This is a genomic window from Methanosarcina baikalica, assembly GCF_031461075.1.
GTDB classification, from domain to species: domain Archaea; phylum Halobacteriota; class Methanosarcinia; order Methanosarcinales; family Methanosarcinaceae; genus Methanosarcina; species Methanosarcina baikalica.
This window is the reverse complement of the sequence record NZ_JAVKPK010000016.1, coordinates 35,554-61,283: the sequence shown is the minus strand read 5'-3', so window position 1 is coordinate 61,283 and position 25,730 is coordinate 35,554. Positions and strand designations below refer to the sequence as shown.

Genomic DNA, 25,730 nt, shown 5'->3' with positions numbered 1-25,730 from the left:
CAAGGGAATACTTTTTTGCTTAATCTTCCTTTCTTTTCTTCATTCCCCTAGCTTTAAGGCGCCATGCGGACACATCTTGATGCACATACCGCATTGAATGCACTTCTTTTCATCCACCTGAATACCCCAGGTTTCATCAAAAGAATAAACATTCATAGGGCAGACCGAAATACATGCCCCACAATCTACACATTCGTCCTCATCCCTGTGAATTGGCCTATCCAGAATGGAAACTATTGCTCCTCTGGACTCAAGAGCGTTTTTTATTCTATCGAACCGTAAATCGTTTACGTCCGCAATCAGTTCGCCGTAAGTCGAGTCGATATTTGCGACCATTATATTAATCAGGATTCCGGTTTCGACTATAGACTCGGAAATAATCGGGTTATGAATCCTCTCCGTAGGGATGCTGATCTTTATTTTCATATTCAGTACCTCCGTGCAAAGAGCTTGCTTATATTATCGCTTGTTATTATTCCGAGAACCTTTCTTTGAGGACTGATTACCGGCATAGCAGACACACCATAACGGTCCAGTCTGCGGGCTGCAAGATCGACCGGTTCGTTCGGGGCACAGGTCAGCACCTTTTTAGTCATAACACTTTCAACAGAATCAAAACTGTTCTCTGCAACAGCTTTGGAGATATCCCAGGCAGTCAGAATTCCAACAAGTTCACCTGTATCAGAAACCACCGCCAGGTGATTAAAAGAGTTTTCCCAGATCTTCTTTGCAGCTTCCTGAACGGTCTGGTATTTTTTAATGGTCACAATAAAGTCGGACATTACATCCTTTACAAGGGGTACAGCCTGGGTTTGCTTCATGGATTTGGCCAGACCCTCTCCAATAAGTCTTTCCACGGGCAGGCTGACAAAGAATTTTCCGTGCTTCACCCATTCCTTTAATTCAGTGGAGATTTTTCTTGCGTTCTTGAAGCTGGAAAGAGAAGAAGTAGGCACATCCTTTCCGTCAATTTTCACCATACCTGATTTAAGTTCAGCATAGTTTACAGGTCTGATAACCGGTTTTTCCCGGCTGCCTACTGCATAATCCAGGATATTGGTTGTTATATCCTCATCACGAACTGCAGTTGCAGCCGCAAGTTTTTCATTGAGAATAGGGATAGGTATCCCAACTCCCACATAAAGGGTGGTCCCATATCCGGTAAATGAAGCTGCCCTTAAATAATCAGGGCTCATCTCCTTCAGGTTTCCCTTGAGCATCAGGGTGCCAAACCCGGAAGAGGGAGAGTGCTGGGTTCCGTTCCCTATAACATAGCCCTGTGCCCCCCCAAGGAAAATTCTGGTCCCGGTACCGATAGTTTCATAATTTGGATCATTTGAAAGGGGAGAAAGCACCCCTGCCCCTGAATAGGTTACATTTCCGAAATTGGGGAGAAGTTCACCCATATAGGTATTTAAAATCCTCTTGGAACTGTTGGTTGCAGCTGCATATTTCTGGTAGGCATTCCTGGGATTCAGAAGGACTGCTTCATTCAGATCTTCAAGGGTAAGTGTCGTATCAAGCACTTTTCTGGGATAACAGTCCGTACCATATGAGGTTGCGTGAATATTGATCTCTTTTCCCCTGAGCAGATCTTCAATAACATGAGCCCCACCATACTGAATTCCCCGAGTATCTGAAATCTGGGCAGCCCCAAGGTAAGCATCCACGGCTGCAAGTCCACTATATGCTTCTACATTATTGAACCAGACCTTTTGAATTTTAATAGGTGGCTCAGAATGACCAAGGTTGAGCATCAAACCGGATGAACACATAGCTCCGAACGTGCCTGTAGTAACTACGTCTACTTCTTTTGCAGCGCCTTCCACGCCAAGGTCTTCAACAATTGCGACCATTTCCTCGGCTGTGACTACATTGACGCTCCCATCTTCAATTTTTTTATTGATCTCATGAATCGATTTTTTAATCATTGAGTTTCCTCTTTTTATAAATTTATCTGGATAGCAATATTTATTAAAAATATATATTATTTGTGATAATGTAAAAGGTAACAGCCCAGCCAGAAAAACGGAAAGCTGCGTCTGAATTTGATTTAGGTTCAGACTTCCAGATTCTCATCGTGAGTTCGATGAACAATAATTATATTTGCAGACCATATATATTACTTACGATAATTGAAATTCCATCATTATAATATTTGGCTATAAATAGATTGTAAAAGCCCATCCAGTATACAGTTTGAATAACGTAGAGTTCTTATGAGGCCGGGGACAGGGTTATTTTCAGTAAGTTTCTTATGCTTGCAGGATATACCCGAGACCAGGTGATCTGTTGACACGTGTACTTGCTACCGGGACTTTTGACCTTCTCCATCCCGGACATGTTTATTTCCTAACCCAGGCACGGGCTCTGGGAGACGAACTTTTCGTCATTGTTGCCAGAGATTCAAATGTAACTCACAAGCCAAAGCCCATTGTGCCCGAAGAGCAGCGACTGGAAATGGTAAATGCGCTCGGTATGGTAGAGAGAGCGTTCCTTGGCAGCGAAAAAGATATGTTTGAACCCCTGAAGCATATAAGGCCTGATATAATTACTCTGGGCTACGACCAGCGCTTTGACACCGATATGCTGGAAAAAGAACTTACAAAAAGAGGGCTTCCCGCAAACGTGGTCAGGATTCCGCTTTCAAAGGAATGCCCCTTTTGCAGTACAGGTGCAATCATAAAAGAGGTTCTTAGACGGTACGGGTAAACAGACCCCTACCGTTTTCGTATTCAATTGATAACTTTTATTCTTACCCATTTTTAGAGAGTTTATTTGCTGTACTGAATTTTATGCAAATATTATTTCAAGTCTTTCAAGGGCTTCCCTGATCCTGTCAATTGACGTGGCATAGGAAATTCGGACAAAATCCTCGCCAGAAGCACCAAAAGCGATTCCAGGCGTAACTGCTACCTGAGCTTCTTTCAGGAGCCTCTCTGCAACCTCAGTGCCATTTCCATACTCGCTGACATTAGCAAAAGCATAAAAAGCTCCATCCGGTTTTTTGCATTCAAGGCCCATTTTGTTAAGGCCGTCAATAAGGACATCGCGGCGTACCTTAAAACGGTCCACCATTGCTTTAACGCCATCTTGAGGGCCCTGAAGGGCTTCAAGCCCACCGTACTGAACAAATGTAGTCGCGCTGCTAACTGAATGGGACTGAATCTTAAGAAGAAGCTTGAAGATTTCAGGAGGAGCAGTCAGGTAGCCGAGCCTCCAGCCTGTCATGGCGTATGCTTTGGAAAAGCCATTTACCGTAATGGTCCTTTCCTGCATCCCGTCAAAGCTGCCGATGCTGATATGCTCCCTATCATAGATAATTTTTTCATAGATTTCATCTGAAACGACTGTAAGGTCGTGGTCAATCGCAAGATCGGCAATACATTGCAGAGTCTTTTTTCCGAATACCCCACCTGTCGGGTTTCCCGGACTATTTACAACAATGAGTTTGGTTTTATCATTTATGTAATCTGCAAAATTGTCAGGCAGGAAACCTTTTTCAGGTACTGTTGGAACCCAAACAGTATCTGCTCCTGCAAACCGGATGCATGCGTCATAAGTTACCCATGCAGGATCAAACAGAACAGCTTGGTCCCCATCATCGAGGACACCCAACATTATTTCAAAAATTCCCTGCTTTGCCCCTGGAGTTACCAGCACGCTTGAATCGGTCACGTCGAGATTGTTTTCCGTTCTTAATTTTTCGGCAATGGCTGCCCTCAATTCCGGAATGCCTCCGGAAGGGGAATAGTGGGTTTTTCCCTCATACATGGCCTTTGCCGCAGCATCGCAGATATTTTTCGGGGTATTGAAATCAGGTTCACCAAGGCTGAAATTGATAACGTCTGTACCCTCTTTAATCATTCTGGTTGCAATGTTGGAGATCCTGATCGTTGCGGATTCTTCTACACGCTTGAGCCTTGTGGATGTCATGGGGATGATCCTGGTTTGTTACATTTTGGTAGCTTATTTAAAAGATCACAGGAATTCACAGCCGCCGCACCAGCTTTACTGCAGCTTCAACTGCTCGTTTTGCATAGTCCACACGCTCATGAGCTGCCATCCGAGTCATGCCTGGGCCTGGAATCCCGAGAGTTACAGGTTTATTGAACTCAAGGGAAAGATCCATGATTTTTCTTGCAGCATGCTGCATAACAACCTGATCATGATCAGTCTCACCCTCGATTACAGATCCTATAGTAACCACGGCATCGATGTCATCCCTCTGGCAAAGCTTCTTGATTGCAAGGGGCATGTCAAAGACCCCAGGAACGAGAATGGTCTCTTTAACTGTTGCCCCCAGGAACTCTGCGTGTTCTCTTCCAAGCAGTTCCATCTGATAAGTCAGATCCCTGTTAAATTCAGCTACAACAAATCCTAGGCTGATAGTCATCTAATAAGGTCTCCAGTCATTGTTTTTACTTAAATTGATTCAAATCCTCAATGGGCCTGCATCTTCAAAACCCTGCCTCTGGCCGGTACCGGCTTCCCGAATTAAATTTTCAGGTTTGAAGAGCAATTTTATCACGTTTAAAGCGTGTTCCCGGGTTCGTCTGTCCATAAGAAAAGCAAGTTCTTTCTCATCTTTTCCCTCATCCTCATGGACAAAGACTTCGATAATATGGGTATTGGTCATGAGCTGGGCCATGATAAGACCCTGTGAAGCTTCATGCGCACACATCTTGTCTTGTTGCTTTGCACCGGGCATGCCGAGGGCCATGACGATATCGCAACCCCCTTCCTCAATAAGTTTTTTGGCTGCGACCGGAAGGTCCTTTATCCCGGGTACGGTAACTCTCTTAATTTTTACGGATACATTTTTTTGTATCTCGTCAATTGCCGCACGCCCCATATTACAGCGTGCGAATGTGGTATCTGCAATTCCTATTGTAGGCATGTGAATCCGATCGGAACTTCAAGATTAAAATATTTTTTGGGTTTTCCTGAAAAGGTTTAATAGATCTATAAATTTAGACTATTCAGACCCTATCAATAACCCTGGTTGCAGCTTCTGTGCCTGCTCCCAGGCTTTCAATGTAACCACGTTTATTCAGTACGATTTCCAACTGCTGGATGGTTGAGAGTACATCCCTTGCTGTAATATTTCCCATGCATCCGATTCTGAAAATCTTGCTCTTCAGGCGTTCCTGCCCGCCTGCGATAATTACGCCTCTCTTCTTCATATCGTTCTTTATATCCTCTCCATCAATGCCTTCAGGAGCTTTCATGGCAGAGATCGTATTGGAGTAATGGCTGTACTCGTTAAGCTGCGGGAACATCTCGATCTTCATCTCGGCAACTGCCGCTCTTATGGCTTCTGAAAGAATTCTGTGCCTTTTAATTCTCGCCTCCATTCCTTCCTCTTTTACGATATGCAGGGCTTCCTGAAGTGCGTAGAAAAGAGGAATTGCAGGAGTATAGGGTGTTTCTGGCCTGGGTTTATCCCCACTCTTTTTATATGCCATGAGGTCGTTGTAGTAGGGCTTTTTTGAGACACTCTTCATAGCCTCGAAAGCTTTTTCACTTACGGAAACGACTGCAAGCCCTGGAGGGGCTGCAAGGCACTTCTGTGAACCTACAATTGCAATGTCAACTCCCCATTCATCGACTTTGACGTCATCTCCTCCAAGAGAGGTCACGCCATCCATGATAAAGAGGGCGTCATGTTTTTTAGCAAGTTTGCCAATTTCTGAGGCCGGGTTAAGAATACCTGTTGAAGTCTCATTGTGGACAAGGGTGATGGCTTTTGCTCCTTCCTCAAGCTTTTCCTTGACCATTTCAAGGTCAATCGGAAGGCCCCATTCGAATACAAGGGGAACAACTTCCGCATAGCGGGCTGCAAGATCTTTAAAGCGCTCTCCAAATTTACCATTTTCTATGGCAATAACTTTGTCCCCGCTTCCAGCCACAGAGCCGACAGCAGCTTCCATTCCCGCAGTTCCCGAACCACTGAGCAAAAAAATGTTATTCTTTGTCTGGAAAACGCTGGAAAGGATTTCCCTGCAATCGGTATAAATTCCGGCAAATTCCGCACTCCGATGATTGATCATCGGTTTTGACATGGCTCTAAGGACTCTGGGTGCAACAGGTACGGGACCAGGCATCATGAGAAGGGTATCTTCCAGATCCATATGTATTATGCTCCACATTTTCAAATATTTAATCGGTTTTTGTTTTTATCTATTTAAGGAAATTTTTATAAAATTCTGTAGTTTTAAAATCCTACAGTTATTAAATAATTCAGAGTTATATCGGTATGGATACGGTGTGCCCTAACGGCTCTAAAGTATCTCTTATTATCCTGGCACTTATTTTAACAGGATTTATTAAATACAGTTACTTTGGACAGATCAAGCATTAAATCAAATTTAGAGTTCAGGTTTAATTGAATCCTAGTATATAATTGATGTGCTTTCCATGTTCAGCCTCAGACGTCACCCTGTTAGGAAGAAGGATTCCGGTTATTGGTTCTGAAGGAGCCTCATAACATCATGTTTTGTTACGACACCCACTACGGTCCCTTTTTCCACCACCAGTACTGCAGGATTTCCTTCCAGTATATGCGAAACTATTGAGATAGAAATGCCGGGAGATACTGTTGGGAAAGACTCTCCCATTATCCCGGAGACTTTCAACTGGGAAATTGATTTTTTCTTATTTTCGCCCATTAATTTCACTATCATATCTTCCGAAATACTTCCAACCGGAATGTCACCGTCAAGCACAGGAATTTGTGAAAAACCATGAACATGCATCAAGTTTACTACCTCTTCCAAGGAGTCATCCGGAGAAACATGAATAACAGGGGAATGCATCAAATCTCTTATGATAATCTGCTGTTCCTTCTCAGCTTCCTCAAAAGCATCAAGGATTTTCCGGACAGTCGAAAGTCTTGGGTCCACATCTCCTGATTCTATACGAGCTATAAGAGGCTGGCTTACTCCTGCCCTTTTAGCCAAGTCGCTCTGGGTAAGCCCGAGTTCATTTCTTCTTTTTTTAAGATCTTCGGGTGTTGGAAGCTGCATATATATTACCGATAGTAATTATGATATTTAATATCATTGGTTAACATAATTAACAAAGTATAGATATAAATGAATCTCGGAACTAGAAAATCGCTCTCGGAAAAAGCTTTGTAACACAGGTGAGTAAGAATGAATCTAATTAAAAAATTGGTCGACTTTAAAGATCATCTAGTTCAATAACAGAGTAAAAAATTTAATAATGCCATAAGGAAATTGGGTTAAATAGATAAATAGGAAATAATAGTAAAATAAATCGCCGTCCTTACTCAGCTATAAGAGGGGTTTTCTATTTCCTTAGATTTCCTGGTTCTGAGCTCGCCTTTTATCGCTTCGTAATATTTCATAGTATCCGGAGTAACTGAAGGACCTGATTCTGCAATTGCTTTAATGAAGTGCCTCTGCTTGACACTTTTTGCGTGAAGGTCCTCACGTAGGGCATACCTTCCCGCCTTTTTGCACACAGCTGCAATGTCTGCACCTGTATACTGATCTGTCATTAAAACGAGACTTTCAAGATCAACATCCTCTGCAAGAGCCATTTTCGCGGTGTGAACTTTGAAAATTTCCCTTCGAGCTTCCTCACCAGGAATCGGTACGAGAATAAGTTCATCAAAACGCCCTGGCCGGATGAGAGCAGGATCAATAATGTCAGGGCGATTGGTTGCGCCGATAACCACCACCCCCCTAAGTTCTTCGAGCCCGTCCATTTCGGAAAGGAGCTGATTAAGTATCCGAGCCGTAACCTGAGGCTCCCCTGCGGAGATTCCACGAATGGGGGCAAGAGAGTCAAGTTCGTCCAGGAAAACAATCGAAGGGGCAACCTGCCTTGCCCGCATGAAGACCTCAGCAATCTTCTTTTCCGACTCTCCGTACCACTTGGAGAGGAGGTCACTTCCTTTAGCAGTGATAAAGTTGGCATCGGATTCATGGGCAATAGCTTTTGCCAGGAGGGTCTTTCCAGTGCCAGGGGGGCCATATAGAAGCACTCCTTTAGGAGTTTCCACCCCTATGTCCCGGTAAGATTCAGGATTTTTAAGCGGCCATTCCACGGCTTCTTTCAAGAGGCACTTTATATCTTCCAGACCGCCCACATCATCCCAGCTAACGTTGGGAATCTCAATAAGTATTTCCCGGATAGCTGAGGGCTGGACTTCTTTCGTGGCATCTTCGAAGTCTGCTCTTGTGACCTGCAGGGAGTCCAGGATTTCTTTTGGGATCTGGGGTTCTTTCAGGTTGATCTTCGGAAGGATACGCCGAAGAGCACTCATGGCGGCTTCCCGACAGAGTGCTGCAACGTCAGCCCCTACAAACCCATAGGTAATCTGGGCGAGGTCCTTGAGGTTTACGTTCTCGGTAAGGGGCATCCCCCGGGTATGGATATGGAAAATCTCTAGCCTGCCTTCCGTGTCCGGGACCAGGAGTTCGATTTCCCTATCAAACCGACCTGGACGACGTAATGCCAGGTCCAGAGCTTCGGGGCGGTTTGTTGCACCTATAACGATCACGTTTTTACGGCTTTTCAGGCCGTCCATCAAGGAAAGGAGCTGGGCGACCACTCTTCTCTCAACCTCCCCTGTGACTTCAGCTCTTTTTGGAGCAATGGAATCGATCTCGTCCAGAAAGATAATTGCAGGGGCATTCTTTTCGGCCTCATCGAAGATATCACGGATCGCTTTTTCGGATTCCCCGTAATATTTAGACATTATTTCCGGGCCGTTAATAGATATAAAATAAGCATCCGATTCATTTGCAACCGCCCTTGCAAGCATGGTCTTACCCGTCCCTGGAGGACCGTGAAGCAAAACTCCCTTTGGGGCATCAATCCCTAACCGGTCAAAAAGTTCAGGGTGTTTTAGAGGAAGTTCTATCATTTCCCTGACCTTTGTAATGGCATCCTTGAGCCCACCCAGATCTTCGTACATAACAGTGGGAATGTTTTGCTCAGGAGCAATTTCCACGGCTTCGGGAAGGAGTTCGATTTCGGTCATGTCCGTGATCTTTACGATCCCAGACGGAGATGTGGAAACAACCTGCAGCTTGATTTCTCCGAGTCCGAATGAGGGGCCGAAACCCTGCCCGAAAAAGTCCTGGAAAAAGTCATCGAACATGAGTCCCTTGCTATAGGTGTCCTTCTCTCTGGACTTCCTTAAGCTGGTGGTGGAGATGAAGTCCCCTTTCGAAACCGTACGGTTCATGAAGACCCCACTGAGAATCTCACTGGGAGCATAGATCTGCAGACCTCTCATTACGGGAGATAGGGTCATATGTTTTGCTTCTTTCCATTCTGCTTTGCGGATTTCCACATATTCCCCTATGCTTGTCTTCGAATTCGTTCGGATAAGCCCGTCCATACGAACGATGTCAAGGCCCTCATCGCTAGGATAAGGCCGCCCTATGAGGGCTGAAGTTGCCTTCTCTCCCCTGATTTCCACAACATCAAAGGAATTTAGGCCCAGTTTTTCCCTGAAGCTTTCGTCTATCCGAACTATGCCTTTTCCAACATCCCGTTGATCAGCCTCTGCAACCTTCAATTTAATTATTGTTTTATCCTTATCAGTCAAATAATACCCCCATTTACAGCAGTAAGAGTGTTCAGGACTTTTGTGAAAAAAAATCAGCGGCTTTCGGGCTAGTCAGCTTCAGGCGCTTACCTTCTTTGCCCCCTCATCAAGTTTTTTTAAATTGGTAGGGATAGAGTTTTCTTTAAGCAACTTTGCTAAATATTTTCTGTTGAAAAGCGTGGTGCCGGCGACATTGTGCACCCCGTCTTCATTTCCAGTAACTATCACCCCTGCAACCTTTCCATGAAGGGCATACTGCCTGGTTTGGGGTCTCCTCTCGACGTATGTCCCATCCAGCCTTTCGATAACCATCCGGGTTACCGAAGAACGTACCCTGACCCAGATCGGAAATGCTATTATCGGGATATCACAGGCCGTTATTTTTTCAAGGATCAAAGGCCACTCATCTCCTCCTCTTTCATCCGAGGAAACCCCGAAAGCTACGTTATCTATAATCCTTATTATTTCACTTTCAACACTATGTTCTTTAAAAATAGCCTCTGAATTATCAATAAGAGCACAGGTATTCGAAATCATAGGCGGTTTTTTCAATGTGCAATTTAAGAAAAGTACCTTCATCGCCATAGTATATATATTTCCAAACTGCCTTTATATATACGGGGGCGCATGATAATTCAGAAATATTAGTACTGAATTACTTACAGACAGCTCTTCCTCAAATGCTTCCTGGCTGGGGTTTGTAATTGAAATGTTAAAAGAAGTAAGAGTAACGAAAAATCCGTTTAGAATGCAATATAAAAGTAAACCGAAAAAAGGAAAAAATGGGAATACTTGATAAAAAATTAAAAAGAAATTAAAAGCTGCTTAAAGTTTGAGTTCCTTAGCCATTTCCTGAAAAACTTTTCCTTTGTCGGTGGTGATAAAAATCCCATTTTCATGTCTGATAAGCTCTTTTTCTTTCAACATTTCAAGGTATTTCTGAGCAATATTAAAGTTTAGATTTACCTCATATACAATATGAGTTTTCTTCGCCCCATTCATTGCTACTCTTAAAATATCTACTGCAATATCAGTCCTGCTCCTTCTCTTAATACTGACTCCTCCCCCACTGTAGATTTGGAAATAATCTTTGTATGAAGTTACGCTTAAAAAATATTAAAGCGTATCTTTTTGTAGGTAACAAAGATTCTAAATCTTAATCGTTTTCCTTTCTATATAACAATATCAGTATTATATAAAATATCAAGTTATAAAGAAAAATGATTATAACTGATGATTTACGTTTGCGGCCGAGGAAAAGGGGAAATTATAGGAGGAAAAGGGGAAATTATAAGAGAAAAAGGGGAAATTATAGGAGAAAAAACAGGAAACAGCTGTTGTTTAGTCTTTTTAAAACAAAAATCAGTTTTGAAAAAGGATAATATACACTAGAAATATATAAATAAAAACTGAAAAGATACACAAAAGTATATATGTAAGTTATATGTGAGCCAATACTAGGTAATAAATTTAAGGAGCTCATAAATAATTTAACTCACAAGAGTATGGTGGGCCCGTTGATTAGAACGCAGAATCCCCACAGTTTTTAAAGACTTTATTTGGAATTCTAGTATAAATGATGATTTTAATTCACATTCTAAGGCCATTAATCCTTTAATATCAAATTTCTTCAAGAAAAATAATTGCGATGAAAGTTCAGAGAGTGAAAATTACGATAAAAGCCTAGAGAATTGTAGTTGCGATAACAGCTTACAAAAAAATAATTGTCATAAAAGCTTGAAGCTTAATGATTTATGGCTTGAATGCAAAAAAGATTTCTGAGAGGAGTGCGGATTGCGGAATTTGTTTAATTATTTCGAAGATGAAGAAATAGATGAAATATGTGGTCATCGCCTCGAAAAATGGAGACGTTTTGTGAAGATTGAAAAGTCTGGCGTCGTTGAGGTTTACGTAAATGGTGAAGAAATCAAAAACGGATATGAAGAGCGATGTAAGGGTGCATTATAACTCATCAAAACCTGCTGAAAACCTGCTGAAGTGGAGGCTTTGGATACATACTCCAGGGGACGAGTATTTATGTAGCTCCAGGGCAGGAGAGGCATTACCTCATGAAGCTTGGCATATGGTGCAGCAGGCATAGGAAAGGGTAAAGCCGACGATGCAATTTATACTACTTCTTTCAAACACTTCACATGCGAGCTGTTATTAGTATATAGCATGATTTATAAATATAATCGAATGAGAATCTGCATTGCTACCAAAACGGAATTTGCTAGGAACAATAGAGAATAATAATTGGACCTGGCCTGTTTGAAGCGACAAACAAATTGAGCTCTTCGTGGTTGGAGAAGGTGTGAGATGAGAGAAAAACCGAGAGATTCTGGTATTGAGAAAAAGCGAGATGAGGAAGCACCGGGCCAGAGAGAGGAATGTCTCAAGCTGAGATTGCAGAACGGCTTCTCATCTTCTCGGAGGATAGAGAACCTTGAGCTGGCTGACATTATTGACATCCAGGCTATCCAACCCCTAATGAACGATTTCTATAAACTTACTCATATTCCCATAGGCTTAAACGATCTCAATGGAAATGTCCTGGTAGGTGTAGGATGGCAGGATATCTGCACCAAATTCCACAGAGTCCATCCCGAAACCTGCAAACACTGCGTAGAAAGTAACATAAAGCTATCTTTAGGCGTTACCCCTGGAGAGTTTAAAATGTATAAGTGCAAGAACAACATGTGGGACATCGTGACTCCCATCCTGGTGGGTGACCAGCATGTTGGCTATGTCTTCGGCGGGCAGTTCTTTTTTGAGGATGAGCCTGTAGACTACGAATTCTTCAGGACTCAAGCTAGACAGTATGGCTTTAATGAGGAAGAATACATGGCAGCGCTTGAAAAAGTTCCGCGGTTGAGCAGGGAAGCTGTGGACACAGGCATGGGCTTTTTCATGACATTTGCCAACATGCTCTCACAGATAAGTTATAGCAATATCAAGCTGGCCCACTCGCTAGAGGAACGCAATGTTCTAGTGGATGCTCTTCAGGAGAATAAGAAAGATTTCGACCGTGCCCAAGCAGTGGGAAATATCGGAAGCTGGCATCTGGATGTGTGCAAAAATGAGTTGAAATGGTCCGATGAAAATCACCGTATCTTCGGCATCCCAAAAGGCACCCCTTTGACCTATGAGACTTTTCTTTCAACGGTTTATGCAGATGATAGGGAGTATGTCGATAAGAAATGGAAAGCAGGGTTAAAGGGTGAACCATACGATCTCGAACATCGAGTTGTCGTAGACGGTAAGATCAAGTGGGTACGTGAAAAGGCATATCTTGAATTTGACAAAGCCGGATCGGTGGTCGGTGGCTTCGGCATAACGCAAGACATTACCGAACTTAAAAAGGCAGAAGAAGCTCTAAAAAAAGCACATGAAAGTTTAGAAGAAAAAGTTAAAGCACGCACATCTGAACTTGAAGAAGCTTATAAGGCGTTAATGGAAAGTGAAAAAAGTCTTGCTGAAGCTCAAAGAATGGCACACCTTGGAAATTGGGATTGGAATATTGTAACCAACGGATTGCACTGGTCTGATGAAAGTTGCCGTATTTTCGGTCCAAGTCTTCAAAAATTAGGCTCAACTTACGATTCATTCTTAAATTATGTGCATCCAGAAGATAGAGACTGTGTGGATAAAGCCGTTAAAGAAGCATTAGATGGAAAACCCTATGAAATTGATTACAGGATTATCTCAGCCGACGGAGTAGAGCGCATAATTCATGCACATGGAGAAGTCATTTTTGATGAGGAAAATATTCCTGTTCGAATGAGAGGGACAGTCCAGGATATTACGGAGCGTAAAAAAGCAGAAGAAAAGATTCAGAGCTTAGCAAATATTGTGGAATCATCTGATGATGCTATTATAACCGAGTCGCTTGATTATATTATCACAAGCTGGAATAAAGGAGCAGAGCAAATATACGGTTATTCAGCGGAGGAAATTCTAGGAAAGCCGATATACACCCTGGCTCCACCTCATTTAGAGGAAGAAACAAAAAAATTAGTTGAACGAGTTAAACAGGGAAAAAAGATCCAGCAATACGAGACTTTACGATTAAGAAAGGATGGTAGAATAATCAATGTTTCAATAACTCTTTCTCCGGTTTTTGATATTTATGGGAAACTCACTGCTGTTTCACTTATTTACAGAGATATAACCAAAAGAAAAGAAGCAGAAGCAGCTCTGGAAAAAATACAGGAAGCCCACATAAAAGAAATCCACCATAGAATCAAGAATAACCTACAAGTAATCTCATCTCTGCTTGACCTTCAGGCAGAAAAGTTCTCTACGCTCGAAGTTTGTCACACTTCGGAAGTTGTTGAAGCTTTTACGGAGAGCCAGAACCGTGTGGCTTCAATGGCTCTGATTCATGAAGAGCTCTACAAAGGAGATGAACTGAAAACTCTTGATTTTGCAGCTTATCTTCAGAACTTGACTGCAAATCTTTTCGAGTCATATAATCTTAGAAATAATGATATCGTCCTTAAGCTGGACCTTGAGGGGATCCATCTTGGTATGGATACTGCAATACCTCTTGGCATTATTGTGAACGAGCTGGTCTCAAATTCCCTAAAGCATGCTTTCCCTGCCGGAAGAGCAGGCGAAATTAGCATAAAACTCTGCAAAAATGAAAGTTTTGCCGTAAACTATGACATTCCCGGTCCATGCCCATCCTGTATGGAAAAAAAGGGCTTTCATTACGTACTCACCGTAGAGGATAACGGAAAAGGCATTCCCGAAGAAATCGAATTTCCAAATGCGGATTCCCTCGGACTCCAGCTTGTAAATATTCTTGTTGAGCAGATAGATGGCTGTATAGAACTCAAACGGAATCATGGAACAAAGTTCACCATCTGGTTTAGCAATGTAGAAACATGAACCAACAAGGATTATTGGGATTCAGTACCTCCAGGCTTCTCCTTCTGTAACTTTTTTCTTCCTTTTGCAGAGGATAAAACTCATTTGATTCTTGAAATCTCTTTTACCCTTTTTGCGCCTTCATCCTGTATTTCACAGCAAATGTTCCTTGGTTCTCCTTTTGTGATAACAGGAAAGAAAGCAGAGCAGAGCAGAGAAAAGAAGAGCAGAGCAGAGAAAAGAAGAGAAGAGCAGAGAAGAGAAGAGCAGAGAAGAGCAGAGAAGAGAAGAGCAGAGAAGAGCAGAACACATGGGTAGCAGAACCTATTACAACAGTTAAAAACGGTAATCAAAGCACTACTACGATTAGGGCAACTGAAGGAAATGAAAAGACTTCAAGGTTTAAATTAGTATTTAGACTCGTTTCTCTATTGTGTATATTCCTTAAATTCGGAGAAGGTGGTTTTTCCCCACTTCTTTTTGAAAATAAATCTAGTGAGTTATAGAAAAATTTCGGCAATATTAAATAATAATATAAATATTTGAGTATTAAGGCTGTATAATTTTCAAAAGTTCAAAACTCTTTAGCATTTAAGCAACATTCCAGCCTGCTTAATAAATAGATATAGGGGTTTTTCCAGTGTGGAAAATGAAAAATCGTTTTATGGCATTATTATCTGCCATTCTAATATTAATGGCAGGTTCTGGAATTGGTGCTGCAGCTGATGAACCAGCACAGGCTGCAGGTAATAATTCAACATTGAATCAGTACAATCTGGCATCTACTGTACAAAGCTCTTCGCCAACGATTACTGAAACAAGAATAACAACAAACCCATCAAATTCGTGGGAACCTTCAATTTATGGAAACAAGATCGTGTGGACCGATGACCGTAATGGAAACAATGATATTTACATACAAGATCTGTCCACTAAAAAACAAATTCATACTACCAATACGGCAGCTCAGCACAGTCCAGATATCTACGAAAATAGGGTTGTATGGGAAGATGAGCGCAATGGAGGCCATGATATTTACTTGCAGGATCTTTCCACTTCCAAGCAAACTCGGATTACAACCAGTGGAAAAGCTTGCAGTCCTAAAATCTACGCTAACAGGATTGTGTGGATGGATGGTCGCAATGGAGGGAGCCTGGATGAAAGTAACTGGCCTGATGGAAACTGGGACATCTACATGTATGACCTTTCCACTTCCACTGAATACCAGATAACTACTAATGAGTCAATACAGCAAGATCCTGATATCTATGGAGATAGAATAGTGTGGGGGCAGGATAACCGCAATAAAGATGAATATTATAGATGCGATATTTACATGTATGACCTTTCTGCTAACAAGGAAACTCATATTTCCAAATATTCATATCAGAACTATAACCCCGGTATCTATGGGGACAGGATAGTATGGACGGCTGAAGATGAAGCGTCAAACTATAATATCGGCATGTTCGATATCTCCACTTCAACCGAAACATTGATCGCTACCGGCTATTATGGCACAAGTGGAGGCCCTGCAATCTACAAAGACAGGATAGTGTGGACGGATGGTCGTGACTCCTGGGGAAACGGTAATAGCGATATCTACATGTATAACCTTTCTACTTCTACAGAAATTCAGATTACTACCAATGAATCAGGCCAGGGAGGACCTGACATCTACGAGAACAGGATAGTATGGCAGGATGATCGTAACGGGAACCAGAACGATGTAATTAACTACGATATTTACATGGGTACTCTTTCAGAGAGCGAACCTACACCAGAACCACCTGTAGCTAACTTTTCTGCAACCTCTCTATCTGGAAAAGCCCCACTGAAAGTTAAATTTACCAGCACAAGTACAGGCTCTCCGACTGAATGGAAATGGAATTTCGGAGATGGCTCTGACTTGGTAACTGAACAGAACCCTGAGCATACCTATTCAACAGCCGGGGTTTATACTGTGAAACATACTGCAATTAACGCATATGGAAGAGATACGGAAATAAAAACAAATTACATAACTGTGGAATCAGCTGCACCAAATGCTGATTTTTCAGCATCCCCAACTTCAGGAAATGCACTTCTAACAGTCAAGTTCACAGATAAAAGCACTGGATCACCAACTGCATGGAAATGGAGCTTTGGAGATGGATCTGCTCTGGTAACTGAGTATAATCCAATACATATCTATTCAAAACCTGGAACTTATACAGTGAAAGAGACCGTAAGTAATGCAGCAGGCAAGGATACAGAAATAAAAACCAATTATATAACTGTTAAAGCAGCTCCTATAAAGCCGGTTGCTGCATTCTCTGCATCCCCAACATCTGGAAAAGCACCTCTGAAGGTTCAGTTTACGGATAAGAGTACAAACAGTCCAACATCATGGAAATGGAGCTTTGGTGATGGAACATATTCAACTTCTAAGAGTCCTTCTCACAGGTACAGTAAAACAGGAAAATACACTGTTTACTTGACAGCAACGAATAAAGCTGGCAGCAATACTAAAACAATGTCCGGATATATTACGGTGAAAAAATAAGATAGGTATGGTTAAAAAGAGAAGAACCGTGAGGATAGAATCCTCACATTTTCCCTTTCTTTTTTAAGAATTATTCAGCCCATCCAAAATAATTTAATGATGGCAATGTTGCAATAGCCTTTCCTCAGACTCTGGAACTACATTCTCTGCCGATTTGTATAAACCTGAGAAAATTAGTTCGAAAAAAGTCCATACGATTGAATGTCAGATCTTTGGCACCCTATTGAGATACTAAAAGAGGTGCTACATCAGGATATCAGCTTTTAATATCCTTCTTAGCATTTCTATTAGCAAACAGAACTTCTCCATATTCAAAACATTTAGCATAGAGCCCTATTAACATGTACTTTTCTCTCAGACTCATCGTGTAGAATATTCTACAGGCAGTCTTTATTCCTCTTTAGATAGGCTTTCGTACATATGATTTATTTAATGATTCCTCCTGCAACCCAATATAGTCTCAAATACATGGAGCAAACTTATAAATAATTTAGATAAGTAAACGTTTACAACTAGTTTAATTAATTTTAAAAGATTGGTGTTTGTGATGTGAGTAGAATGTATATTTAAAGAGCCTGCCCACAAAATTCGAACTCTTTTCAATAACCGCTACAAGTGCTTGTGGGCTTTAAGTGATTTCGTAAAAATGGTTATGTTCTTGCATATATCCAAAAAATTGGATTTAGAACATGGTTTGGCCATAGAGGAGTCAAAAGCATGAATAAAAGTAAAGGAAAGAAGGCAATATTCCAATTTGTTGTGTTGCTGCTTTGTATGGTATTAATTCATACTGCATTTGCATCAGAGAATCAAAATCAGTTCACTATGAATTTCATAGATAATTCAACGTCAGAGAATACAACTATTGAGAATTCGACTACGGAAAACTCAACTATAGAGGATCCAATAATTGAAAATGCAACTATTGTAGACCCGTCTTATTATTATACATATATAGGTGAGGGAAATAGCACCGAAATAACTGTGAGGTTCACTAACAACGGTAATGAAACCCTATTTTTAAATCCGAAAGTTATAGCTACATCTAATACGAACAGCATAAATGAAAGCTGGATTAATATATATCCGGCAAATGCAACGGTGGCTCCTAGCTCAGTACAATATTTTACAATTGAAGTAAATGTCCCGTGGGACTCGCCAGGCGGATACTATCAAGGCAAAATAGCCTTTAATGATGACATTGTGCCTTATACAGAAGATTACAATGACCCTCAATATGTCAATTCAATGCAGCTCGTTCTCTGGGTCCAAGCGGAGGAGAAGATACAACTTCAGGCAAGTTATATTTCAGATACTGTTGAAGCTGGAACGGAAAATGAGTATAAAATAAAAGTCAAAAACGTAGCAACAAGAGATATTACAATCAATCCCACATTGATTACATACAATGAATATTATACAGATTACGAACAGGCATTTGGCAACGATACAATAGAAATTTATGCACCTTCAACTATAAAAGCAGGTGAAATCGCTAATATGAGTATACGGGTACATGTTCCTGAAAATGCAACCGGAAATTATAATGGGTATATCAACATGCATGTTAATGGGAAAGCTAATGACGGATATGACCCTGGAATAAATCTCTATTTTAGTGTTTGGCAACCGCCAGCTCCTTTCGTGAAAACTTTTTACACCACGACCGACGACCCCATAATTATAGAAGTTTCGGGTGATAGTTACAGATCGAATAACCAATTGCGTGTCTCACAGGAAAAAGATAAACCACCATTTGAACTTGGACTGGCATATAATTCCAACCCTGTCAATATGACTTTTACAAATTCAACTGAAAGTGGTAGCGCCGATATTCAAAACTCCTATTACCCAACGTGGTTAAATATGAATCAAAAAATTTATGAGAATGTCCGAGATCACTATACAGCAACCTATATCGCACCTGGCGCAATAGGAGAGTGGGAACTCATCATTCTTCCAAAAGGTGCGGATAACTTCCAATACTTAATAAAAATATCAAATAATAACTTAGAAAAAATATGGAATGTAACTAACGAGAATTCAGCAACAGGAAATTCATCTACTGGAAACGCAACTGATGAGAATACATCTACACCAACAGATGGACCGGAATCGGAAGTACTTATTTCAGACTTCAGCAGCGATGTTACTACGGGCTATACTCCGCTGGAGGTACAGTTTACAGATCTGTCCGAAAATGCAACAGAATGGAACTGGGATTTTGGGGATAGAGTACATTCAACAATCAAAGATCCTGTACATATATACAGTAAAGCTGGAAAATATACCGTCAGCTTGACAGTAAAGAATGCAAACGGAATGGACACGGAAGAAAAGAGTAAATATGTCTCAGTGTCCAAAAGAAAATGAGCTTATTAAATATGGAAGAGGAGATTAAATGAGCTTCTCCTTATTTCTTCTTTTTTAGAATTATTCAGCTTATTCAAAATTGGTTAACGCTCTAAGTTATACAGTAGCCTTTCCTCAGACTCTGGAACTATATTCTCTGCCGATTTGTATAGAAGCAACCTGATGTTCAGCCTGCTATTCTCTTAGATTAACATTTGAATATGAACCGCTTTTTATACATGTTTTCATTTAGTTTTTATCTGTTCATATTCCGTACTTAGGACTCGCAGCGAAATAACATAGGCAGTATTTAAGAATGTATTAAATCACTTAAATCACTTTCACAAACGAATGAGTTGATTTAACTTCAACTATATTATTCATTGCCTAAGTTATTTCGTTACAAATTCTTAGTATAATAGAGAGGGAATAATGAAAAATTTTGGGAAATCCAAGATTACAAAACAGCAGGCAAAACCAGAAATATAATATCCATTAATAAGGCTGCAACAATCTGAAGTTAATATCGCTGGAGAAACAGCATATGTTTTCAAAACAGAATACAATGGCAAACCTGTTTACGCAGTTTCCTTAGACGAGGAATTTAATGGTGAACTTAAAGTTGTACAACCCGAAGTAAAAATCGACCTTGAAGCAAGAATTAGAGCATTAGAAAAGAAGGTATTTAAGGCATCTAAATCGAAAATAAAAGAGTGGGCCCGCTGCGATTCGAACGCAGGATCCCCGCCGTGTAAAGGCGATGTCATAACCGACTAGACCACGAGCCCATTTTACCGTTGCTTACATTCGCAGAATTGCTCTAAGAGCAAGACCAAAATGTCACTAGTTATATATATCTCTTTTGTTAGTGGGGAGACTTTATAGATTATTTTCTGAATAATTATTACACAAAGTCAAATACCCGCTCAATATAAATATCTAAAAAGAAACGTTAGTAATAAGGATTATCAGCAAGGGACAGGATTTACTGTTTAGGTATTATGAAATTGGTGTATATCCTGCAAGTCTAAGATTTTTTGTACAGGAAAAATAAGACACTGAAATAAAGTGTACTTGTTTTGGAGAATTAGATATATTCATTTACAGAGTAAGCCTGCGGTAGTTTTGAGGAATAAAACATTAAACAAAATATATTGATTTCAGGTCTTAATTCTGCCCATTAATTATCGAGCCATACGTCAAGAAGTGGAATTTTCTGCCAACAAGACGAGCGTGGCTTATAAGTTTTCAATTATAAATTAAAAAAAATAAAATGAAAAGCTATTTATAGCATTAATAGGTATTCATTTCGAGTGAGCGGGTCTCTTTTCCATAGTATAACCCCCAACTATTTCCCCAACTATTCCCCCAACTATTCCCCAAAACTCTCCAACCCGCTCACAAACTTTTCTTTCCTCACAAACTTTCCTTTCTTTTTCTCAATTTTCCTGTAAATGATCACACTTTTGTAAAATTATTAGCTTATGCAGAGTTTATATCAATCTATTCAAAATTGATCTAATTTTACTGTGACTTATCTCAACTTTGTTCCAATTTTGAATTTCAGCTTTTTTCATAAGTCCTATGCAGTCTGAAGGAAATCTTTTTACGATACTGCAATCCGGAAAGAAAAAGTAAATTACTTTGAACAAAGAGCGAAAAAAAGTTAGAAGTCGAAAAGCGTCTTCTGGGTTTTCGACTCGGTTTTTTTGGAAACTTCGGTGGCTTCGACCTCAAGATCTGCAGGCTTAAGTTCGTTAACCTTCTTGAGAACAGGTTCGCTGTTTGTAAGTTCCTTTTGCTTTGAAAACTCAGGAAAAGCCGTGCATTCTAGCGGTTCAGGACCGCTCAAGGCTTCCTTCTCAGAGGGTTCAGTCAAAGAAGAAGCATTCTTATTCTTAGTACCATCAGATGTGAGGGTATCAGGCGGATTACTTCCTAAATTCTTCTTTTTCCCGGAAATCTCCTCCAGAGAAATGTCAAAACCACAGTTAAGGATCTTCTGCTTGCCTTCGGAAGTCAGAGAACCGGAAATTTCAGATTTGCCAGAAGGTTTCCTTTCTTTTTCCCCAGGAATTTTAACTGCGGAACCGGGCGAGACATGTGCATTGTTTCCTGAAGGAGCAGGAGTTTTGAAAAATTCCATTTCTTCAGATTCTTCTTTTCCTTCAAGGAGCAGTTCCTGTGCTTCATCATAAATTTTCTGCAATTTTTTGCTGGCTTTTGTGCTTCCCGAGAGATATATCAATCCCTCCAGCTCAAGCCCAAGGCCTGCAGTAATTTCAACCGCATATTCCTCGTCCCTCAACATATGAGAGTAAAGCTCCAGCAGATTGTTTCTGGAATAGCGCATGGATTTGAAGCTGTGTTCTCCTATTTTAGAAGCGATATTGTCCCTGAGATCGCGCTTCGAACGGGTCTGCCCGAGCCTCTTCCAGAGTGAAGGCTGCTGATACTTGATAAATCCGGGGTAGGGCCTTGCCTTTGAGATCGCAGCTCCGCAAACCATCAGCATACTGGCATATCTCCACATCCTATAGTTCTGGCGTTTCTTTACACGTCCCAGGTAGAGATCAGCCTTAGAAAGATAACCAAAACCGGCTCTTATATCCTCGAGGTTCCCGTCTTTGCAGGCATACTGGATAGGCAGATTCTCATCAATCCAGTGTATAAGGTCTTCAGGACTTTCATCAAGCCCACGGGCAGCTTCCAGGGCCCTTTTACAGTCAGTACTCTTGAATATCTTCTGCATTGCCTTGAAGATATTTTCCTTGACATCCCTGCCTGAAGTGCTGATATCCTCCACCTCCAGCACTTCCTTCCCGTTGGCAGCAGCCTGAAGGTCGTTCATTGCGCTCCGGAGGTCACCCCCCGCACTTTCCGCAATCTTCTGGAATGCATCCGAGCTGCATGAAATTCCCTCACTCTCGCATACCTTATTTAAGGCCGGAATCATAGAACGGCTTTGCACGGACCCGAACTTTATTTCAAGACAGAGGCTCCTGATAGCAGGAGTCAACCCATAAACGTCGTTTGCGATCAGCACTATTGGTTGAAGTGTGGTTTTTATAATCCCTGCAATGGCCCGCATTCCGCCTCTGTCTGCAGTCCCGTGAATATTGTCTGCTTCGTCCAGGATGATCAGGCGTTTTCCTCCGAAGAGAGTCTTCATCGACGCTGCCGATCCCGCAATCTTCTCGATCACACCTGCAGTTCTCTGGTCGCTTGCATTGAGTTCGATTACTTCCCAGCCCAGATCCCGGGCAAGAGCGTGAGCACTTGAAGTCTTCCCTACACCTGCAGGCCCGTGAAGGATCACTGCCCTTCTCTCAGGAAGGCCTGAAAGCCACTCCTCAGCCCAGGTCTGCAAATCCTGCACCGCCTTCTTGTTCCCCACGATCTCCTTGAGGGTCTTGGGCCGGTATTTCTCAGCCCATTCGATTGCCGACATCATCTTAAACCATACCAATAAAAAAGAACTAATTATTAACTTTATACGTTTTGATTTTTTTATTATGTAAAAAATCTTTATCCATACCGTCTCATGATGCTTATTTTCAACTGGAAAACAATAAATTTACATTTGCATGTGTATTATTTTTTTACATTTATAGAAAATAGACAATTTCCAATTGTTAAATAAATCTGGCGACCTGACAAAGCAAAACTTTTCCTTCAATTCTAAGATAGCCTCAGGTGAAACGCCAGTACCTGCAGTTAGTCCGCCTGAGCGCAGCGAAACGGACCTCGTGCTGTTGCGATGACATCGCAACTCCCAGAAAATCTTAGATTTCCTGTGATCCCGAAGCGAAACTTGGGAGTCTCAACTCTACAGGGACAAAATTAATTAATGATCCTGTTTGTACTTCTTTGAACTACTTAAAATCTTACACAAAAGTTAGGATGGATATGGAAAAAAATAGCATGTATTCCCTCCTTGAGGCTATTGAAATAAGAGCCAGGGCGAACAGGGCCAGAGTAGCAATGGGAATAAGAGAACCAACTCCCAAAATTCTCGAGAGTGCGTGGAAAGCCCAGGAACTGGGATATGCACATGTCGTTTTGGTTGGAAGCAAAGAAGAAATCGATGAGATCGGGACAGAACTTGAGGTAATGGATACAGACGATCCGGAAAAGACTCTTGTAGAACTCCTTATTTCAAGAAAAGTCGATGCTGCTATTCGGGGCACTGCAAAGGCATCAGGAGCCCTTTTTCACCTTAAAGAAGCCCTCGGAAAGAAAAGAATTTGCCGGCTTGCCCTGCTCCTGACGGTTGACGGGACGCCTTTCTTTCTCGCCCCCGTAGGAATCGATGAGGGAAATAGCATTGCAGACAAACTCCGCATGATAACTCTTGGCGCCGAATATATAAGGAGGTTCGGGATCGAACCTGCAGTCGGCGTGCTTTCCGGAGGCAGGATTGGAGATATAGGAAGGGACAGACGTGTAGACAGGACCCTTGCGGATGGGGAATTCGTGACAGGGCGAGCTGTGGAACTGGGGATCAATGCTAAGCACCACACTATTCTTATTGAAGACGCCATAAAAGAATCGAACTTTATCGTTGCCCCTGACGGGATCTCAGGAAACCTGATCTTCCGAACAATTGCTTTCCTGGGCGGAGGCGATGGACTCGGGGCTCCAGTGCTAATGGACGATTACGTTTTTGTGGACACATCAAGGGTAGGCGGACATTTCACTAAAGCTATAATGCTTGCAAGTGCACTATCCCACCTGAATAAGGAAAGAAAAGAGGTGATCCATTGAAAACCATTTCAGATACATGGCCGGTAGTAAAAGGCGACTACAATGTAGGGAACCCCGAATCCCGGATTGCGGTTGTAACTCTTGCAAGCCAGATCAATTCTTCACCTGAAGTGGCCATCTGGGGAAGTTCAAAAACCGAAAATCTCGGAGTCGAAAAAATAATCGTAAATGTTATTTCAAATTCTAATATCCGGTATGTCCTTGTCTGTGGGACGGAGTCAAGGGGGCATCTGGCAGGTCATTCGCTGCTTGCAATTCATGAAAACGGAGTTGACGAAAAGGGCAGGATTGTTGGCTCCGATGGAGCAATCCCTTTTATAGAAAATGTATCCAGAGAAGCAGTCAGACGTTTTCAGCATCAAGTCGTACTCCTTGACAGGATCGGACTGGTAGACCCCAAAGAAATCAGGAGGCTCGTGGAAAAATATAAAGATAGAGGAGATGCTTACTCTGATGAGCCTTTTATCGTCTGTTCCCCGAAAAGAAGGCAATCTTCCTTTGCAGTCCCTATCTCAGGCGATGTAATAATTTCCGAAGAATTTGTTATGGACGCAACTGCGGGAATTGTCTGCCAGGCCAAAAATCTCTGATCTTCAATGAAAGAGACTCACTTCGAAAGTATTATGATATTTTAAAATAAAATAGTAACCTGTAGATTTTGAGGGCGTAAAGATGTTTAAGTTCCAGACAGAACAGGAAATAGTTAACATTGCAGGGGTTAAAGTAGGCGGACAGCCAGGAGAACTCCCGACTGTGCTTGCAGGAACTATTTTTTATGATAAACATGAAATCGTAGAAGACGTTGCAAAAGGCCTGTTTGACCGGAATGCTGCCGAAGAACTGATAAACCTGCAGGAAGCAAGTTCGGAAGAAACAGGAAACCCGCATATTATCCATATTTTCGGTACTACCCCTAAAAGCATTACTCGATATATTGACTTTGTGACCGAAATTTCAGAAGCTCCTTTTCTTATCGACTCCCCCGAAGGAGCTGTGCGTTCCCATGCAGCAGAATATGTAAGCGAGATAGGGCTTGCGGACAGAGCAATTTATAATTCCATAAATCTGAGTATAAACGCTTCGGAAATAGAGGCTCTTGCTCTATCCGATATAGACAGTTCTATTATCCTTGGCTTTAATGCAATGGACTCAACCCTCCAGGGTAGGATGGAACTGCTGGAAAACGGAGCAGGACTTCTGGAAGAAGGACTTCTTTCAATAGCAGACAGTTGCGGGATAGTTAACAAGCTCATAGACCCGAGCATCACGCCGATAGGAAACGGAGCAGGCGTTGCACTCAGGATGACCATCACCGCAAAAGCAAAATGGGGACACCCAACAGGCTCGGGGATACACAATGCGCCTTCGGCCTGGAACTGGCTGAATCGGAAGAAAGAAGAAAACCCTATCCTGTACAAAATCTGCGATATTGGATCAACCTGCCTGCAGCAGGCAGCAGCCGGAGATTTTATCCTTTACGGACCTATCGAGTATGCCCCATATGTTTTCCCCATGGCTGCCATGAGCGATATAATGATTGCGGAGGCTGTAGCTGACCTCGATATAGAACCTGTCTCCAGGCACCCTATAAACCTGCTTGTATGA

The 25,730-nt window shown here is 41.8% G+C and carries 19 protein-coding genes, 1 tRNA gene and 1 pseudogene; 9 read left to right on the top strand and 12 right to left on the bottom strand.

Translation table 11 applies throughout. The features are described from left to right. Positions 1-39: 39 nt before the first annotated feature. Both RG963_RS05645 and RG963_RS05640 read right to left on the bottom strand, forming a co-directional pair. The gene (locus RG963_RS05645; RefSeq protein ID WP_310575299.1) at positions 40-426 is read right to left on the bottom strand and encodes a 4Fe-4S binding protein; all 387 of its coding nucleotides are present in this window, start codon (positions 424-426) and stop codon (positions 40-42) included. 2 nt (positions 427-428) lie between these two features. Next, complete coding sequence (locus RG963_RS05640; RefSeq protein WP_310575298.1) at positions 429-1,931, bottom strand: L-aspartate semialdehyde sulfurtransferase; 1,503 nt, start codon at positions 1,929-1,931, stop codon at positions 429-431. 326 nt (positions 1,932-2,257) lie between these two features. Between RG963_RS05640 and RG963_RS05635 the strand changes: the two are divergent. Beyond that, positions 2,258-2,712 (top strand): annotated as a pseudogene (locus RG963_RS05635) (adenylyltransferase/cytidyltransferase family protein). An 81-nt stretch (positions 2,713-2,793) separates the two neighbouring features. On the opposite strand, the gene RG963_RS05630 reads toward RG963_RS05635, so the two are convergent. From RG963_RS05630 to RG963_RS05595, 8 genes are all read right to left on the bottom strand, one after another. After that, complete coding sequence (locus tag RG963_RS05630) at positions 2,794-3,936, bottom strand: pyridoxal phosphate-dependent aminotransferase (protein ID WP_310575297.1); 1,143 nt, start codon at positions 3,934-3,936, stop codon at positions 2,794-2,796. Between the two features lie 55 nt (positions 3,937-3,991). Further along, a complete protein-coding gene (gene ribH, locus RG963_RS05625; RefSeq protein WP_048108716.1) occupies positions 3,992-4,396 on the bottom strand; it encodes a 6,7-dimethyl-8-ribityllumazine synthase in 405 nt (134 codons plus the stop codon). A 39-nt stretch (positions 4,397-4,435) separates the two neighbouring features. Further along, entirely contained in the window at positions 4,436-4,900 is a 465-nt protein-coding gene (gene ribC, locus RG963_RS05620; RefSeq protein ID WP_310575296.1) for a riboflavin synthase, read from the bottom strand. Between the two features lie 82 nt (positions 4,901-4,982). Then, on the bottom strand, positions 4,983-6,134 hold the full coding sequence (locus RG963_RS05615) for a pyridoxal-phosphate-dependent aminotransferase family protein (RefSeq protein ID WP_310575295.1): 1,152 nt from the start codon (positions 6,132-6,134) through the stop codon (positions 4,983-4,985). A gap of 330 nt (positions 6,135-6,464) precedes the next feature. Beyond that, entirely contained in the window at positions 6,465-7,028 is a 564-nt protein-coding gene (locus tag RG963_RS05610; protein WP_310575294.1) for a CBS domain-containing protein, read from the bottom strand. Positions 7,029-7,294: 266 nt separating this feature from the next. Further along, entirely contained in the window at positions 7,295-9,589 is a 2,295-nt protein-coding gene (locus RG963_RS05605; protein WP_310575293.1) for a CDC48 family AAA ATPase, read from the bottom strand. Positions 9,590-9,667: 78 nt separating this feature from the next. Next, complete coding sequence (locus RG963_RS05600; RefSeq protein WP_310575292.1) at positions 9,668-10,174, bottom strand: flavodoxin family protein; 507 nt, start codon at positions 10,172-10,174, stop codon at positions 9,668-9,670. Positions 10,175-10,414: 240 nt separating this feature from the next. After that, entirely contained in the window at positions 10,415-10,591 is a 177-nt protein-coding gene (locus RG963_RS05595) for a winged helix-turn-helix domain-containing protein (protein WP_310575291.1), read from the bottom strand. A 913-nt stretch (positions 10,592-11,504) separates the two neighbouring features. Here RG963_RS05595 and RG963_RS05590 point away from each other — a divergent pair. The 5 genes from RG963_RS05590 to RG963_RS05570 all read left to right on the top strand — a co-directional run bounded on the left by RG963_RS05590 (position 11,505) and on the right by RG963_RS05570 (position 19,379). Beyond that, positions 11,505-11,690, top strand: a complete 186-nt coding sequence (locus RG963_RS05590) for a hypothetical protein (RefSeq protein WP_310575290.1) — start codon at positions 11,505-11,507, stop codon at positions 11,688-11,690. A gap of 218 nt (positions 11,691-11,908) precedes the next feature. After that, positions 11,909-14,482, top strand: a complete 2,574-nt coding sequence (locus RG963_RS05585) for a PocR ligand-binding domain-containing protein (RefSeq protein WP_310575289.1) — start codon at positions 11,909-11,911, stop codon at positions 14,480-14,482. A gap of 162 nt (positions 14,483-14,644) precedes the next feature. After that, positions 14,645-14,779: a hypothetical protein gene (locus tag RG963_RS05580; protein WP_310575288.1), complete on the top strand. Its 135-nt coding sequence runs from the start codon at positions 14,645-14,647 to the stop codon at positions 14,777-14,779. 346 nt (positions 14,780-15,125) lie between these two features. Further along, positions 15,126-17,006, top strand: coding sequence for a PKD domain-containing protein (locus tag RG963_RS05575; protein WP_310575287.1), 1,881 nt, complete (start codon positions 15,126-15,128; stop codon positions 17,004-17,006). Positions 17,007-17,723: 717 nt separating this feature from the next. Next, positions 17,724-19,379: a PKD domain-containing protein gene (locus RG963_RS05570; protein ID WP_310575286.1), complete on the top strand. Its 1,656-nt coding sequence runs from the start codon at positions 17,724-17,726 to the stop codon at positions 19,377-19,379. 693 nt (positions 19,380-20,072) lie between these two features. Here RG963_RS05570 and RG963_RS05565 read toward each other — a convergent pair. Together RG963_RS05565 and RG963_RS05560 are read right to left on the bottom strand one after the other, a co-directional pair. Beyond that, positions 20,073-20,146 (bottom strand) — tRNA-Val (locus tag RG963_RS05565). 878 nt (positions 20,147-21,024) lie between these two features. Then, the gene (locus RG963_RS05560) at positions 21,025-22,812 is read right to left on the bottom strand and encodes a replication factor C large subunit (protein WP_310575284.1); all 1,788 of its coding nucleotides are present in this window, start codon (positions 22,810-22,812) and stop codon (positions 21,025-21,027) included. A gap of 455 nt (positions 22,813-23,267) precedes the next feature. On the opposite strand from RG963_RS05560, the gene mtxX reads away from it, so the two are divergent. The 3 genes from mtxX (at position 23,268) to mtrH (ending at position 25,730) form a co-directional block, all read left to right on the top strand. Further along, the gene (mtxX, locus tag RG963_RS05555; protein ID WP_310575283.1) at positions 23,268-24,125 is read left to right on the top strand and encodes a methanogenesis marker protein Mmp4/MtxX; all 858 of its coding nucleotides are present in this window, start codon (positions 23,268-23,270) and stop codon (positions 24,123-24,125) included. Next, positions 24,122-24,715 (top strand): tetrahydromethanopterin S-methyltransferase subunit A, encoded by a 594-nt coding sequence (locus RG963_RS05550; RefSeq protein ID WP_310575282.1) that lies wholly within the window; start codon positions 24,122-24,124, stop codon positions 24,713-24,715. Before mtxX ends, RG963_RS05550 begins: the two co-directional genes overlap by 4 nt. A gap of 82 nt (positions 24,716-24,797) precedes the next feature. After that, positions 24,798-25,730, top strand: a complete 933-nt coding sequence (gene mtrH / locus RG963_RS05545; protein WP_310575281.1) for a tetrahydromethanopterin S-methyltransferase subunit H — start codon at positions 24,798-24,800, stop codon at positions 25,728-25,730.